This window comes from Advenella mimigardefordensis DPN7 (assembly GCF_000521505.1).
In the GTDB taxonomy this organism is placed as follows: domain Bacteria; phylum Pseudomonadota; class Gammaproteobacteria; order Burkholderiales; family Burkholderiaceae_B; genus Advenella; species Advenella mimigardefordensis.
The window spans coordinates 2,454,145-2,469,714 of the sequence record NZ_CP003915.1 but is presented as its reverse complement, the minus strand read 5'-3'; the positions used below and the strand labels follow the sequence as shown (position 1 = coordinate 2,469,714).

The 15,570-nt window shown below is 54.0% G+C and carries 14 protein-coding genes and 1 pseudogene; 8 read left to right on the top strand and 7 right to left on the bottom strand.

The window, feature by feature from the left end; translation table 11 throughout:
* The first annotated feature begins 23 nt into the window (after window positions 1–23).
* Both purL and guaB read left to right on the top strand, forming a co-directional pair.
* Window positions 24–4,088 carry a phosphoribosylformylglycinamidine synthase gene (gene purL / locus MIM_RS11360; protein WP_407638160.1) on the top strand — a complete coding sequence of 1,355 codons (4,065 nt, stop codon included), beginning with the start codon at window positions 24–26 and terminating at the stop codon, window positions 4,086–4,088.
* A 102-nt stretch (window positions 4,089–4,190) separates the two neighbouring features.
* Complete coding sequence (gene guaB / locus MIM_RS11355; protein WP_025372879.1) at window positions 4,191–5,651, top strand: IMP dehydrogenase; 1,461 nt, start codon at window positions 4,191–4,193, stop codon at window positions 5,649–5,651.
* Window positions 5,652–5,768: 117 nt separating this feature from the next.
* Here guaB and MIM_RS11350 read toward each other — a convergent pair whose 3' ends face one another.
* Complete coding sequence (locus MIM_RS11350) at window positions 5,769–6,578, bottom strand: alpha/beta hydrolase (protein WP_025372878.1); 810 nt, start codon at window positions 6,576–6,578, stop codon at window positions 5,769–5,771.
* 110 nt (window positions 6,579–6,688) lie between these two features.
* On the opposite strand from MIM_RS11350, the gene guaA reads away from it, so the two are divergent.
* Window positions 6,689–8,281 (top strand): glutamine-hydrolyzing GMP synthase, encoded by a 1,593-nt coding sequence (guaA, locus tag MIM_RS11345; RefSeq protein WP_025372877.1) that lies wholly within the window; start codon window positions 6,689–6,691, stop codon window positions 8,279–8,281.
* Window positions 8,282–8,703: 422 nt separating this feature from the next.
* On the opposite strand, the gene MIM_RS11340 is transcribed toward guaA, so the two are convergent.
* A complete protein-coding gene (locus tag MIM_RS11340; RefSeq protein WP_025372876.1) occupies window positions 8,704–9,150 on the bottom strand; it encodes a hypothetical protein in 447 nt (148 codons plus the stop codon).
* Window positions 9,151–9,331: 181 nt separating this feature from the next.
* Between MIM_RS11340 and MIM_RS11335 the strand changes: the two genes are divergently transcribed.
* A complete protein-coding gene (locus tag MIM_RS11335; protein WP_084458978.1) occupies window positions 9,332–9,562 on the top strand; it encodes a FitA-like ribbon-helix-helix domain-containing protein in 231 nt (76 codons plus the stop codon).
* A gap of 244 nt (window positions 9,563–9,806) precedes the next feature.
* Here MIM_RS11335 and MIM_RS11330 read toward each other — a convergent pair whose 3' ends face one another.
* The 3 genes from MIM_RS11330 to MIM_RS11320 are packed head-to-tail and all read right to left on the bottom strand — an operon-like array spanning window position 9,807 to window position 10,969.
* The gene (locus MIM_RS11330; protein WP_025372874.1) at window positions 9,807–10,244 is read right to left on the bottom strand and encodes an acetyltransferase; all 438 of its coding nucleotides are present in this window, start codon (window positions 10,242–10,244) and stop codon (window positions 9,807–9,809) included.
* Between the two features lie 36 nt (window positions 10,245–10,280).
* Entirely contained in the window at window positions 10,281–10,679 is a 399-nt protein-coding gene (locus MIM_RS11325) for a type II toxin-antitoxin system RelE/ParE family toxin (RefSeq protein ID WP_025372873.1), read from the bottom strand.
* Window positions 10,676–10,969 carry a CopG family ribbon-helix-helix protein gene (locus tag MIM_RS11320; RefSeq protein ID WP_025372872.1) on the bottom strand — a complete coding sequence of 98 codons (294 nt, stop codon included), beginning with the start codon at window positions 10,967–10,969 and terminating at the stop codon, window positions 10,676–10,678. The genes MIM_RS11325 and MIM_RS11320 overlap by 4 nt, the downstream gene beginning before the upstream one ends.
* 269 nt (window positions 10,970–11,238) lie before the next feature.
* Here MIM_RS11320 and MIM_RS11315 point away from each other — a divergent pair, with 269 nt between their 5' ends.
* Both MIM_RS11315 and MIM_RS23665 read left to right on the top strand, forming a co-directional pair.
* Window positions 11,239–11,583 carry a zinc ribbon domain-containing protein YjdM gene (locus tag MIM_RS11315; RefSeq protein WP_025372871.1) on the top strand — a complete coding sequence of 115 codons (345 nt, stop codon included), beginning with the start codon at window positions 11,239–11,241 and terminating at the stop codon, window positions 11,581–11,583.
* 58 nt (window positions 11,584–11,641) lie between these two features.
* Window positions 11,642–11,770 (top strand): annotated as a pseudogene (locus MIM_RS23665) (hypothetical protein); the annotation flags it as partial.
* A gap of 132 nt (window positions 11,771–11,902) precedes the next feature.
* Here the strand turns inward: MIM_RS23665 and MIM_RS11305 are convergent.
* Both MIM_RS11305 and MIM_RS11300 read right to left on the bottom strand, forming a co-directional pair.
* A complete protein-coding gene (locus MIM_RS11305; protein ID WP_025372869.1) occupies window positions 11,903–13,138 on the bottom strand; it encodes an MFS transporter in 1,236 nt (411 codons plus the stop codon).
* Window positions 13,139–13,215: 77 nt separating this feature from the next.
* Window positions 13,216–13,695, bottom strand: coding sequence for a MarR family winged helix-turn-helix transcriptional regulator (locus tag MIM_RS11300; protein ID WP_025372868.1), 480 nt, complete (start codon window positions 13,693–13,695; stop codon window positions 13,216–13,218).
* 265 nt (window positions 13,696–13,960) lie between these two features.
* On the opposite strand from MIM_RS11300, the gene MIM_RS11295 reads away from it, so the two are divergent.
* On the top strand, window positions 13,961–14,488 hold the full coding sequence (locus MIM_RS11295) for a sigma-70 family RNA polymerase sigma factor (protein WP_025372867.1): 528 nt from the start codon (window positions 13,961–13,963) through the stop codon (window positions 14,486–14,488).
* Entirely contained in the window at window positions 14,455–15,456 is a 1,002-nt protein-coding gene (locus MIM_RS11290) for a FecR domain-containing protein (RefSeq protein WP_025372866.1), read from the top strand. The genes MIM_RS11295 and MIM_RS11290 overlap by 34 nt, the downstream gene beginning before the upstream one ends.
* The last annotated feature ends 114 nt before the right edge of the window (window positions 15,457–15,570 follow it).

The following is a 15,570-nucleotide window of genomic DNA, read 5'->3' as shown; positions in this document are numbered from 1 at the left end:
AATTTTCATTTACTCCGGTTTTTATTGTGTCAGATACTCAACATCAGCACCAGATTGCATACGGCTGTGCCGCATTGACCTCGTTTCAGAAAGAGCGCCTGCTGGCGGCGCTGTCCCAGGCCGGGTTGCCTGTGCAGGACGTGACTGCCCGTTACGAACATCACGTTTTCACTCAGGGCGTCATGCCGCAGGAAGACCAGCAGCGGTTGAGCCAATTACTGGATTATGGTACTACAGTGGCAAGCGAGGCGGCGCAGGATGCGCTGGTATTGCGGGTGCTGCCGCGTCTGGGGACGCTGTCACCGTGGGCCAGCAAGGCAACCGATATTGCCCACAATTGTGGTTTATCAGCCGTCAGGCGCATAGAGCGGGGCATTGAATACCGCTTTGTTCCGAAAAAAGGGCTGCTGGGCGCCAAAAAACTTTCACCAGAGCAGTTGTCGCAGATTGCGGCGCTTGTTCATGACCGAATGACAGAAACGGTCGTGGACGCGGCCTTTGATGCTTCAATATTAATGCAGACATTGCCGGGCAAGCCGCTTGCGCACATTCCGCTGCAGGCGCGTGGCAGGGCAGCGCTGGAAGAGGCCAATGACAGTCTGGGCCTGGCCTTGTCACCCATGGAAATAGATTATCTGCTTACCTCGTTCAGTGATTTAGGTCGTGATCCCACCGACGTCGAACTGATGATGTTTGCGCAGGCAAACAGCGAACACTGCCGCCATAAAATCTTTAACGCCAGTTGGGAAATCGACGGCGAGAAAAAAGAAGACACCCTGTTCGGCATGATCCGCAAGACACATGCGGCGCAGCCCAAAGGCACTGTGGTTGCCTATTCCGATAACGCTGCGGTCATGGAAGGCGGGCCCGCTAGCCGGTTTTTTGCCAGCTTCAGCGCAAACGGCCAGGTTGCCGCGGCACCCAGGTACGGTAGCGAAACACGCGTCACTCACACCCTTATGAAGGTGGAAACGCACAATCACCCAACGGCCATCGCACCATTTCCGGGTGCGGCTACCGGTGCCGGTGGCGAAATCCGTGACGAAGGCGCAACCGGGCGGGGCTCCAAGCCTAAAGCAGGCCTCACGGGCTTTACCGTGTCCAATCTGAATCTGCCGGACATTGCCGAGTCGCGTGAAGCCACGCCCTATGGGCTGCCTGACCGGATCGCCAGTCCGCTGGATATCATGATTGAAGGACCTATTGGCGGCGCTGCATTCAATAACGAATTCGGCAGACCGAACCTGCTGGGCTATTTCCGTACGTTCGAACAAACGGTTGATGGCGTACGCTGGGGGTATCACAAGCCCATTATGATTGCAGGTGGCCTGGGCAGCATTGATGCCGCACTCACACACAAAGACGTCATACCGGGGCAGGCACTGCTGATCCAGCTTGGCGGGCCCGGCATGCGGATTGGGATGGGGGGCAGTGCGGCCTCGTCCATGAGCGCTGGCGCCAATACCGCACAGCTTGATTTCGATTCGGTGCAGCGCGGCAACCCGGAGCTGGAGCGCCGTGCCCAGGAAGTGATTGATCGCTGCTGGCAGTTGAAAGAGAATAACCCGATCATTGCGATTCATGATGTGGGTGCGGGTGGTTTGTCTAACGCCTTTCCCGAGCTGGTCAATGACGCCGGTCGCGGCGCGATTTTTGACCTGCAGCGGGTTCATCTGGAAGAGTCCGGTTTATCGGCTGCGGAAATCTGGAGCAATGAAGCACAGGAACGTTATGTGCTGGCTATTCTGCCAGACGACCTGGCGCGTTTCGAAGCCATTGCCGTACGCGAACGCTGCCCGTTCGCCGTTGTTGGCGTCACCACGGTAGAGCGCCAGCTTACCGTCTCCGACGGTCAGGGCCTGCCGGGGTTCGCCGATACGAAGGCTGATTCGCAGGCAGCGGGCCCCGCACCTGTTGATATGCCAATGGACGTGATTCTGGGTAAATTGCCTCGTATGCAACGCCAGGCCGAGCACAAAGCGCGCAAGCTGGTGCCAATGGACGTGACCGGCCTGGATCTGGCAGACATTTCATTGCAGGTCATGCGTCACCCCACGGTGGCCAGCAAATCATTTCTGATTACGATTGGCGATCGTACGGTGGGCGGGCTGTGTTCAAGAGATCAGATGGTTGGCCCATGGCAGGTGCCTGTAGCCGATTGCGCCGTTACGCTGGCTGATTATGAATCCGTGCGCGGCGAAGCCATGGCGATGGGCGAGCGCACACCGCTGGCCATTGGTAACGCGCCCGCATCCGGCCGTATGGCCGTTGCCGAAGCGTTAACCAATCTGGCTGCTGCAGATGTGGCAGCACTGGAAGATATCAAGCTGTCCGCCAACTGGATGGCTGCTTGCGGTTTCGAGGGTCAGGATGCAGCGCTGTTTGATACGGTGAACGCTGTGTCAACCCTATGCCAGACTATCGGTCTGTCCATTCCTGTGGGTAAGGATTCCTTATCCATGCGCACCCGCTGGGATGAGCAGGATCAGGCTAAAGAAGTGGTTGCGCCGGTTTCGTTGGTTATCACTGCTTTTGCTCCGGTGGCCGATACACGCAAAACCCTGACGCCGCAGCTGGTGACAGATCAGGGCGACACGGCATTGATTTTGCTGGATCTGGGGCAGGGCCGGCAACGTCTGGCCGGCTCGGTGCTGTCAAATGTGATTGACCAATACGGTTCTGAAGTGCCCGATCTGGACGATCCTGAACTGCTTAAAACCTTTTTCCTTACCATCCGCTCGCTGGTTGAGCGCGGGATGATCCTGGCCTATCATGACCGTTCCGATGGCGGTCTGCTTGCCACGGTCGCCGAAATGGCTTTCGCGGGCCATGTGGGCGTATCCATCAATCTGGATATGTTGACGTTTGACGAAACCTCAGCGGACTGGGGTGATTATAAAATTCGCCCTGAACAGGTGGCGGTGCAGCGCGACGAATTGACGGTCAAGGCGCTGTTCAACGAAGAGGCCGGTGCGGTCATTCAGGTGCGTGCCGAACAGCGCGACCTGGTATTGCAGGCCTTGCGTGAAGCGGGGCTGTCCCGTATTTCAAATGTAATTGGTGCGCCGAATACGTCTGATCAGATCGAGTTTTACCGTGATGGACGCCGCATTTTTGGTCTGGATCGTGTGGAGCTGGGCAAGGCCTGGAGTCAGGTTACTTATGAAATCATGAAGCGCCGTGATAACCCGGCCAGCGCCCTGGCCGAGTTCAATAGCTGGGACGAGCGCGAAGATCCCGGGCTGAATACTGTTATCGGCTTTGACCCCCAAGAGCCGCTTGCCGCACCGTTTATTTCAAGTGGCATACGTCCGAAAATTGCCATCTTGCGCGAACAGGGCTGCAACAGCCAGGTAGAAATGGCCTGGGCCTTCGACAAGGCTGGCTTTGATGCCTACGACGTGCACATGACAGACCTGCTGTCCGGCCGCACCTCGCTCAACGACTATCAGGCCATGGTGGCAGTAGGGGGATTCAGTTACGGCGACGTGCTTGGCGCCGGCGAAGGGTGGGCACGCACCATCCGGTTCAATTCGGCCTTGTCTGCGCAATTTGCCGCTTTCTTTGCACGGCCCGATGTATTTGCATTGGGTGTGTGCAATGGTTGCCAGATGCTGGCCACGCTGGCCGATATGATTCCTGGCGCGCAGGATTGGCCGCGGTTTACGTATAACCAATCGGCCAAGTACGAAGCCCGTCTGAGTCTGGTGCAGATTGAAGCCTCCCCATCCATCTTCTTTAACGGCATGCAGGGCAGCCGTCTGCCGATAGCCGTGGCGCACGGTGAAGGTTTTGCTGATTTTGGCCTGCAGGGTAATATCAACACGGTGCAAACCGCCTTGCGGTATGTATCGAACGCGGGCTTTGTCACAGAAGCCTATCCGGCCAACCCCAATGGCAGTCCGCAGGGGATTGCCTCGGTTACCACGGCAGATGGCCGCTTCACCATTATGATGCCGCACCCGGAAAGGGTAACGCGCAATGTCATGATGTCCTGGCACCCGGACAGCTGGGGCGAGCAGGATTCCGGTGGCGACTACACACCCTGGATGCGGATGTTCATGAACGCCCGTGTGGCAATTGGATAGAAAGCGGCGGCCGCAGCGGGAAATTTCTCGCTGTTTGGGCGAACGCGGTTGATTCCGTCCGGGCGCAAGCGTATAATTTTGCTTTGCGCCCGGAGTTATTTCATGCGTCTCATTCAAAAAGCGCTTACCTTTGACGATGTTCTTCTGGTACCCGCGTACTCAAATGTGTTGCCACGCGACACGTCTCTCAAAACCAAACTTACCCGTAATATCACTCTGAATATTCCGCTGGTCTCAGCTGCCATGGATACGGTTACCGAATCACGTCTGGCCATTGCAATGGCTCAGGAAGGCGGAATCGGGATTATCCACAAGAACATGACTGCAGACGAGCAGGCAGCAGAAGTGGCCCGAGTCAAACGCCATGAATTCGGCATTGTTATCGACCCAGTGTCGGTTACATCCGATATGAAGGTACGCGACGCGATTGCTCTGCAGAAAAAGCATGGCATCTCCGGTTTGCCCGTGGTGGATAACGGCAAGGTAGTTGGTATTGTGACCAATCGCGATCTGCGTTTTGAAGATCGGCTTGATGTGCCACTCACATCTGTGATGACGCCCAAGGAACGGCTGATCACCATGCATGAAGGGGGTACGCTGAGTGAAGCTCAGGCCCTGATGCATAAGTATCGTCTGGAACGGGTTCTGATCGTCAACGACAATTTTGAATTGCGTGGCCTGGCGACGGTCAAGGATATCGTCAAGAATACGGAACATCCCAACGCCTGCAAAGACGAATTCGGTCAATTGCGTGTGGGTGCGGCCGTTGGCGTGGGCGAGGGTACAGAAGAGCGCGTACGCAAGCTTGCTGCTGCCGATGTCGACGTCATTATTGTGGATACTGCACACGGCCACTCTCAGGGTGTGCTGGATCGCGTGCGCTGGGTTAAGGAGAACTTCCCTGAAATTGATGTAATTGGCGGCAATATTGCGACCGCCGAAGCCGCCAGAGCATTGGTTGAAGCCGGTGCTGACGGTGTCAAAGTAGGTATTGGCCCGGGTTCAATCTGCACCACGCGGATCGTGGCCGGTGTCGGCGTGCCTCAAATCACTGCCATCTCCGATGTGGCCAAGGAACTGGAAGGTACAGGTGTGCCGCTTATCGCCGATGGTGGTATTCGTTATTCCGGCGATGTATCCAAGGCGCTGGTTGCCGGGGCGTTTGCCTGCATGATGGGTGGCATGTTCGCCGGTACTGAAGAGTCTCCTGGCGAAGTGGTCTTGTTCCAGGGGCGTTCCTATAAGTCCTACCGCGGTATGGGTAGTCTGGGTGCCATGGAAAAAGGCTCTGCCGATCGTTATTTCCAGGATCCTGCCAACAATGCAGATAAACTGGTACCGGAAGGTATTGAAGGCCGCGTGCCATATAAAGGCAGTGTGCTGGCAATCATTTACCAACTGGTGGGTGGTATCCGTGCTTCAATGGGATATTGTGGTTGCGCGACAATCGATGATATGCGCACAGTACCGCAGTTTGTGGAGATTACCTCTGCGGGTGTACGTGAATCGCATGTCCACGATGTACAAATCACTAAAGAGGCGCCAAACTACCGCGCCGAATAAATGGCGTGCAGCCAGCGTATCTGCGCTGATCGTGGCTCACTGGCTATCTGGATAGTTTGGCATCGAAACCCGGTATTGTTTATAGCAGTCCCGGGTTTTTTGCTGTCCGCTGTTTTATCACAACGCCGTTAGCGCCAGCAGTTTTTCAGCCACCATTTTCGGCGCCAGTAAAGGGGCGGAGTGGGAACTGCTCAGCTCATCCCATATCCAGTCGGGCTGACTCCTGACCCAGTCATGCGTTGCGGCCACCGGCTTATAGGGTGGAGCGGTGCAGGCCAGATAGATTTTTTTCACGCCGGCACCTAATGGTGCGTTCAGTGAGAGTGCGCTGGCGTAGGTGTTGATCGGATGTGGCGTTAATTTCCCGCGAGCAAAGGTATATTGGTCTGTGTCGGCCGGAATACCCAGATGTATCGGATCAGGTACGGGAATGCCATAGCCACGATGAGCCTGGGCAGATGCCGTCAGCGCATTGACTACTTTTTCGGGTAAGGTGGCAAAAGTGGATTGTCCCGAGGGCAGTACAAACGCATCCAGGTAAATCAGGCGGTTCAGGTGATCGGCAATGTGATCGGCCACACCGCTGATCACCAGACCGGCAAAACTGTGGCCGACCAGAATGACATTGCTAAGTGCTTCGGCAGCGTCGGCGTCGGGTGTAGCGACAAGCGCAGGTGCTGATTGCGGATGTAATATCGCTGTTTCTATATCCTTGATAAACGTTTCGAGTGAAATATCTGCCGAAAGCTCGGCGGCACGATCTCCCAGGCCTGTTAGTGTGGGGGTGTAAACAATATGCCCCTGATTTCGCAGGCATTGCGCAACCTCATGCCAGACCCACGCGCCGTGCCAGGCGCCATGCACCAGCATAAAGGTTTTTGCTGGAGAAGCAGGGTTGGCAAGAGGTTGATTTCGATCATTCGTCATTGATACTGTTCCATCTTATGCGCAGTCAGGGTTTGACACGGATTTGGGGCGCGCAGCCATTATAATATCGTCTTCCAATTTCTTTTCTTTTGTCCTCAGGCGGATATAGCATGCATCAGCGGATTCTGATTCTCGATTACGGTTCACAGGTTACCCAACTTATTGCACGGCGCGTGCGCGAAGCCGGGGTGTTTTGTGAAATTCATCCCGGTGATGTTGATGCGGCTTTTTTGGCTGAGCAGCAGAGCCTGGGCCTGAAGGGCGTGATTCTGTCCGGCAGCCACTCATCTGCTTATGATGAAGCCTCGCTCAAAGTACCGCAACAAGTATTTGAGCTGGGTGTACCTGTGCTGGGTATCTGTTACGGCATGCAGGCCATGGCGTCGCAACTGGGCGGTAAAGTTAGCTGGTCCGATCATCGCGAATTCGGTTACGCGGAAGTGCGCGCCCATGGCCATACTGCTCTGCTTAAAGATATTGCCGATTTTGTTACGCCAGAAGGCCATGGCATGCTCAAGGTCTGGATGAGTCATGGCGACAAGGTGACCGAGCTGCCCCAGGGCTTTGTGCTGATGGCGTCTACTCCATCCTGCCCAATTGCCGGTATGGCCGATGAAACCCGCCATTTCTACGGCGTACAGTTTCACCCTGAAGTCACGCATACAACCCAGGGCCGGGCATTGCTGAACCGTTTTGTCAATGACATTTGTGGTTGCACTAATGACTGGAACATGCCCGACTATGTGGAAGAGGCAGTCGCGCGTATTCGTGAGCAGGTGGGAAGCGATGATGTCATTCTTGGTCTGTCTGGCGGTGTGGATTCCTCGGTTGCCGCAGCGCTGATTCACAAAGCCATTGGCGATCAGCTTACCTGCGTCTTTGTGGATCACGGTCTGCTACGTCTGAATGAGGCAGAGCAGGTCATGAAGATTTTTGGTGAGCATCTGGGCGTGAACGTGATTCATGTGGACGCCACTGAAGCCTTTATGAGCAAACTGGCCGGCGAAACCGATCCTGAGAAAAAACGCAAAATTATCGGTAAGGAATTTGTTGAAGTATTCCAGGATGAAGCCAGTAAACGCAAAAGTGCACGCTGGCTGGCTCAGGGCACCATCTATCCCGATGTGATTGAATCGGCCGGCGCCAAAACCGGTAAGGCTGTTGCCATCAAATCTCATCATAATGTGGGCGGCCTGCCTGAAACGCTGAACCTGCAATTGCTGGAGCCTTTGCGCGAACTGTTCAAGGATGAAGTACGCGAACTGGGCATTGCGCTAGGCTTGCCGCACCATATGGTATACCGTCACCCATTCCCCGGTCCGGGTCTGGGCGTGCGTATCCTGGGTGAAGTCAAGAAAGAATATGCTGATCTGCTGCGCAAGGCCGATGCAATCTTTATTGAAGAACTGCGCAATACCGTTGATGAAGCATCAGGCAAATCCTGGTACGACCTGACCTCTCAGGCGTTTGCTGTATTCCTGCCGGTCAAGTCGGTCGGCGTGATGGGTGATGGTCGTACTTATGATTATGTCGTAGCGCTGCGCGCGGTGCAAACATCCGATTTCATGACGGCCGACTGGGCGCAACTGCCTTATCCACTACTGGGGCGCGTGTCTTCTCGTATTATCAATGAAGTGCGCGGTATTAACCGGGTTGTTTATGATGTGTCCAGCAAGCCGCCGGCGACGATTGAGTGGGAGTGAGGGCTGTTTTCTAATTTATTGATTTAAATAAATAAAATTGAATGCCATTGATGATATTGCTTACATCATCAATGGCATTTTTCATAGTATTTGAAAGCCATATCTCGAAAAAGCGCCGATATCATGATCGCGCGGGTGATGCCAGGCACGGTATCGAGAAACCTCTGGCAAAGCAGTTGCTTCTGAATATTGTTGCGTTTGTTTTTTTCTAAAAAAGTCACTTAGCGTGATCTTTTTTATATTCAATAAACTCTTTCCACTCGACAAGGGTTTATTAAAACTGAATTTTACTCACTATGAGTGACCAAAATTCAGAAAAATTAAACGCATGCCGCAGAATTGCCAGCGGTGCATGGTGTTTTCTTGGTGTTGGGGAAATGCGTTTTGGCAACGGTGCCGACGCGGCTGGCACCGTATTGTTGTTAGAAGCTAAACGCGCTCAATTCGCGCACGCTGGCCTCAGGATTTGCGCGTTTAACCGCATCGAGGAAATCGGCAAATGCCGTATTGAACAGCGTGTAGTTGTGTCTAAACCGCACCTGTTTCGTCCGCCCATCGACCGTGTAAGTGACTATCCAGAAAGAACGGTTGTTCACTTTGATACTGTCCCGCTCGACTTTGGTAATCGCGCTCAGTGGTACAGGCGTATTTACCTCCACCTGAATTTCATAGAAATTTTCATCATCGAAGTAATAATTCGTGGGTAATAACTGCCAATCTTTGCCTGGACGAAAGGTTTTGGTGGTTTGCGATATCTTGCGCAGCTCCCTGGATCCTTCTGCACCTTTGTTTCGACGTCGCCATTTTGGGAAAGTGACGGCCAGCGCGATAAGCGCCACTAACGGCAGTATTGCCAGAATGAATTTCAATATTTGGTCTCCTTGTCGCCGTAATCCTGATTATACGTGCCCGTCGCAAAGCTAAGCTACAAGTGGAGTTGAGCGCGAAGAAAGAAGGATGAGCCAGCGAAAGGGACGTGGTCGGTTGCCGTTGATATGCTTATGCAGTTGGTACAATTGATTTCACAGCAATCAATAGGAAGTTGGAGACATGAGAGCGGTAACGATAAGGAATGTGCCGGAAGAGGTGCATCGTGCCATCCTGGTTAGGGCGGCGCAGAACGGTCGTACATTGCAAGCTGAAATGTGCGAAATTCTGGCTACCGCAGTGAAGCCGGAAGGTCGGGTAAAGCTGGGAGATCTGCTGGCAGACATCGGGCGCAAGGTGAAATTGACCGACGAAGAAATGGCGGTTTTTGACCGTGACCATTTTAAATCCTGAGTAGTGGGACAACCTCAAGATTAAGTTTATTCGAAATAAACGAAATCACAATAAACGAAACAGAATCGTTCATTGACATATCGTGTTCATCGCAAATACACGGACACATATCTCGGTGCAATCCGGCTGAACGATCTGGACCGGGCGCTCACAGTAAATGAGCAATTGAGTTAATGATAAAGACGGCCAATTTGACCTGACCGCCTTTTCAGGTCCGGTATCCGGACTATAGGGCAATGGCGTTTCACGCGACCAGTCGCATATGCAGAAGCGGATAAGGCTTGCCCTGGCCATCAAAAGGGGAACGCCCAATCACCTCAAAGCCAAGATGCTTATAGAATCCCAGCGCTTGCTCGTTCTGCTCGTTTACATCCACCCTGGTAGCACCCCCGGAGCTTATCGCATGCCGGATAAGCAACGGCCCGACGCCGTTACCGCGTGCTTTCGGAGCAACGAATAGCATCTCAATATTGCCATCGCGCACGCCACAAAACCCTAATAGTTCGCCCTCATCGGCCCTGGCAACGCTCAACTCAACCGCGTCGAAATACTGATCCAGAATAAGAGACTTCAGCTCAATAAGGTCACTCTCATCCAGGAAATCGTGCGTTGCCCGGACCGAGGATTCCCATATTTCGATAAGCTGCTGATACTCCGTATTTTTCGCATTTTCGATTTTCACTGTTTGTTCCTTGATCAACTATATTTTCCATGCCCTTCAATTTTCGTCATGGAGCCATTCCCGGCCAGCGGGTGGCGCGTCGATCCATTCACGTTCTTCCGGCAGTAGTGAGTAAGCGCCGAACGCGTCAACCCCTTCCAACAGCACCTTTGCTGTGTGGTGTGGTGGCCACTGTCTGGCAGCGTGTAGCACGCGCAGAATACGTACAGTGTCGCTGGCAGTGTCATAAATCAAGATGTAATTCCGGTGCGCGACTAGTTCGCGGGTGCCGGGTACCCGGCCGGTCCGCCCCAAGCCGGGATGGTGGAGCAACAGGGCTGCTTTCTCTGAAAAAAGTTCATCGAGAGCCAATGCTGCCATCGGTGCGTGCTGCGCGATGTATTCCCGTATTTTCTTTCTGTCAGTGTGCGCCGGCCTTGTCCAGACCAACTTCACGATCTGGTAACGCGGGACATTTTCCGGCGTGTTTCAGCCCGCCAGGCTTCAGCTTCGGCTTCCACTTCGGCTGCCGGAATGACGTCGCCGGCATTGGCTGAGTCCAGACCTGTTTGTACCTCACGACGAAACCAGGCGTCATGCGCGGCCGCTTCCTCCTGCTGTCGGACGAAATCCCGCATGAAGTCGCGTAGTAGCTGCGCAGCACTGCGGTCGCGGGCTTTTGCGGCGGTAGAAAAGTCGCTTTTCAGTGCTACATCGACCCTAAAAGTGAATGTGGCGTCGCTCATGTCGTTCCTTTAGGATGTGTTACAAGTATAGTACATCATAACACGCCAACGGTTAAGCTGAAACTGTCTTGCTGCGTATCTGGGGGGGTGATTATTGTCCGTGCTACTTCCCGACAGCGATGCAATGAGTATCGATGACAAGCGCATGCTTCAGCATATGCATGAATCTGGTATGATCCCCCGGGAGATCGCCTAGCGGTTAGATTATTATTCTATGACCTTGCCTGATTTTTCAGCCGGTCGATAGTACGTTTCCAGGATTTTTTGATATGACTACTTTACCTCCCTGTTCCCAATGCCAGTCCAGCCTGACCTATGAAGATGGTAGCGGTCTTTACATCTGCCCCGAATGCGGTCACGAATGGCCGGTTCAGGGCGAGGTCGTGGCCGAGTCCGATGAACGTGTTCACCGCGACTCCGTCGGCAACGTGTTGCAGGATGGCGATAGCGTTACCGTTATCAAGGATCTGAAACTCAAGGGTTCAGGCGGGGTTGTCAAGGTCGGAACCAAGGTTAAGAATATCCGTCTGGTCGATGGCGATCATGACATTGACTGTAAAATCGACGGCTTCGGGGCAATGAGTCTGAAGTCGGAGTTTGTGAAGAAAATCTAAAGTACCTTCAGGCCCGCGTCATTGAACTGACCCCCCAAGTTGGACACCAACCTGGCCTGCAGAGTATGGCGTGTCAGGCGTTCATAGTTTTCTGGTCAAGCCAGATGGCGCCGTATTCGAAAGCTTCTCGCAATTGAATGCAGATACGGAGTCGACTCGCCATATCCAATGGAAGCGTGTCGAATAAATTCTCGCTAATAACTTGTATAGGCAGTTGCTCAAGCAGCGATGCTTCACCGATCGCTGCTTGAGCAGGGCGTACCTGATCCGCCCCCGGCATAAACGATATAGCCTCGATTTCAGGCTTTTAGCTTTTATTTTATTTATTTTTCGCTTCTTGCAGTGAGGGCTGCGTGATGGCAGGCCGAATGCGCGGATGGCGTTGAAATAGCACCGCCACCGGTAAGCCAATCGCAATGACCATGGTGCAGAACGAATAAATGGCGATTTCAATGCCCCAATGATCGGCAATCCAGCCGATGCCCATCATGGGAATCATGCTGCCGACATACCCGGCAACCAGATAGGTAGCCAGTAAGCCTGAGCGGTTGCCCGGCCCGGCCAGACGGGTAATCATACTCATGCCGGCGAGCATGGTCATGCCGTGCCCCACGGCTGTCAATAAGACGCCCAGAGCAAATAACGTGGCAGAGCTGGCCCGCAAGTTAAGAATCAGAATGGCATTGCTCAGCACCAGGGCGATGGTGCCTGACGCGCCGCACCAGTGAATAGGCATCCGCCCGGCAATCACTTGCACGGCTGCCGAAGCAAATAGAATCAATGCAATAGCAGTGCCGCTGACTACCGGCCCGTCCCAGGGCACCAGTTTGCCCAGAAACAGCGGGGCCATAGAGGCATATAGGCCAAAAACACCAAATGCAAGAAATGGCAGGCAACAGGTGAGCACAAATGCGCCGGAAGCACTTGCATCGGGCCAGACCAGTTTAGGCAGAATATCGCGCAGGGTCAGACGGGGCGTGGCCTTGGGTTTACTTGTTTCAGGCAGACGCAGGCAGCACAGTACGGTGAGACCCAGGGTGCCCAGAATCAGGGTTGGAACGTAGGCGAAGGTTAAGGGCGACGGCACCCATTGCCCGATAATACCGCCTACCAATGGTCCCAGGCCAAAGCCAAACGCCATTAAAAAGCCGGTCATCATGGCCACGCGTTGTACGCTGCCGTGGCTGGATAATTTGGACAGTCCCATGGTTGCGCTGGTGGTTACCATGCTTGACGCCACTCCCACGAGAAAGCGCCCGATATTCAGGCTGGCAATGTCCCATGCGAGCATGCTGATGGCGGTCCCGAGCAGAACCAGCGTCAGGCCCAGTTGCATCATCGGTCGAAAACCCACGCGATCAGGCAGACGCCCCAGGAACAGCAAGCCGCAAAGTGCACCACCCATATACATAACGTAGATAAGCGATATATCGCTCGTTTGCAGTTGCCAGGTCTCCTTATAGAGCGCGTAAAGAGGACTGATGAGTGCAGTGCCCATCACGCCGACGATCATGGCAAAACTCACCCAGGCAAAGGGCGATACTTTTAATTTCATTTTTCAACCGTAAGTTTTCTGGCGCAGAACAGGGCATCGCGAGAGGAGGGCAAGTGCTGCGTCATTTGTCTATTTGTCTATTTTTGTCGAGACGCCAGTCTCGCCGAGATTTTTTCCAGGGCCAGGCGGGTAACCTGTATATCATTTGCAGAGAGCTCGGCAAGGATCGATTGCTCGATTTCCATACTTTTCTTCAGGATCAAGGCTGCTACTTCACGACCAGCGGGGGTAAGGGCAATGCACTTGGTGCGACGGTCGGCCGGGTCGTTGTCCCATTGCACCAATTGCGCCTTGTGCAATTGCGCCAGCACGCGCACTAGCGATGACGAGTCCAGAAACAGTGCCTGCGCCAGATCTTTCTGGCGCAGGGCGGTGTCCTGCACGTACAGCACCAGCAGCGGCATGCGCGTGGCATCCGATAGTCCCAGATCTTTGAAATTCAAATCGATCTCGCGACGCCACTGTCTGTAAACGCTGCCAAGCAGAAAACCAAAGCGGCTACGTGCCTGAAACGGTTCCTGCGTGGAATGTTGGTTATTGGGAGAATTAGTTTGCATGCAAAGTATGTTACTACGGGTTTACCCTTAATTCAAGTAAGAAGTGCACCATAGCTAATATTCGATGCCTGCCTGTTCATCAGGGGCCGCAGAATACAACTTCCCAGGCATCCCGGCAATGCAGTGAGTGCAACGCGCCTGATGTTTTCTGTGTTGATTACACTCATTTGGCCGGTAATAATCTTTATTTGTTATATATAATGAGAACAAATGTCATTATCATTGTTTTTTATAGCGTAGCGGAATTTTCCGAAAAAGAGGGCTCATGAGCGCAGGTCAGTCAGCTTTGCAGCAGGAAATCCATATCCTTTATCAGGATCATCATGGATGGCTGTACCAATGGCTGCATAGAAAACTGGGTAATCGTTTTGATGCTGCTGATCTTGCCCATGACACATTTACGCGGGTATTGGCCGGATATCGACAGGATGCTATTCCGGTAATGAATGAGCCGCGTGCCTACCTCACGACGGTCGCCAGGCGGCTGTTGATCAATTTTTATGAACGGCAGTCTCTGGAGCGCGCCTACGAGGCATCTTTACTGCTGCTGCCTCCTCAGCACGCGCCTTCCCTGGAAGAGCGGGCGATGCTTCTGGAGACGCTACAGGAGCTGGACGCGTTGCTGGATGCCTTACCTGCGCGTGTGCGTACTGCATTTCTGCTGAGTCAGCTCGAGGGGCTGAGCTACGAACAAATTGCTGCTCAACTGGATGTCAGTGTGCGTACGGTCACACGTTATATGGCACAGGGCTTCAGGCAATGTCTCATGCTGATGCTGGCGCAAGCGGCGTGAATACGTCGGGCGCGGCGCAGTCGCAGCAAGCGCAATTGGTAGACGAGGCAGTCAAGTTGCTCGTGCTGATGCATTCAGGGCATTTCAATGAGGCAGATGCACAGCGTTGCGCCCGCTGGCGCGGACAAAGTCCCGAACATCAACGGATCTGGGAGAGCGTAGAGAGGCTGAATCAACAATTCGATTCTGTGCCGGCACCGCTGGCGATGCCTGTATTGAACCGGCCTCGCGTATCCCATAATCGTCGCATGTTGATGAAGTCGGTTGCCGTCGCCATTACCGCGCCGTCGGCAATGTGGCTGGGTTACCGGGCGGCCCCATGGGATATGCTCACGGCCCAATACCGCACTGGCACCGGCGAGCGCCGCGACCTGATGCTGGCAGACGGCAGCCAGTTAACTCTTGATACGTCCAGTGCGGTAGACGTTGCTTTTGATGCCACCGAGCGAGTGGTGCTGCAACGTTCCGGACAAATCCATATCCAGACCGCGCATGGTGCAGGGGCAGCGGATCGTCCCTTTGTCGTTAAAACGCAGCAAGGCAGCCTGCAGGCATTAGGCACGCAGTTTGTCGTGCGCTGTTTGCCTGACCGTACGCGCCTGACCGTGCTGGAGGGGGCGGTTCGGGTGCAACCCCTGCGTTCGTCTGACACGCGTATAGTATCGGCCGGCCAGCAAGTGGATTTCAGCACAGATATTATTAGCGCCAGCGCGCCTGCAGCACCCGGTGCCGGGCAATGGGTGCAGGGCGTGCTTTATGCAGAGCAGATGAAACTGGCCGATTTTGTGGCTGAACTTGGGCGCTATCGTCCGGGTATACTGCGCTGTGATCCATCTGTGGCCAACATCTCCGTATCCGGCGCGTTCCAATTGAACAATACGGATCGCATTCTACAGGCGCTTGCTCAGACCCTGCCGGTGCAGATCCGGTCCCGCACCCGTTACTGGGTCACTGTCGCTGCAAAATAGCGATGGTTTTTGCGGGCAATAAAAAATTTCAATTTTGTTGTCCTGTTTTTATGTCTCGCCTGTCATGTCTATAAGAACTTCAATTGACTGACTTTGTGACAGGAACTTTTCTTC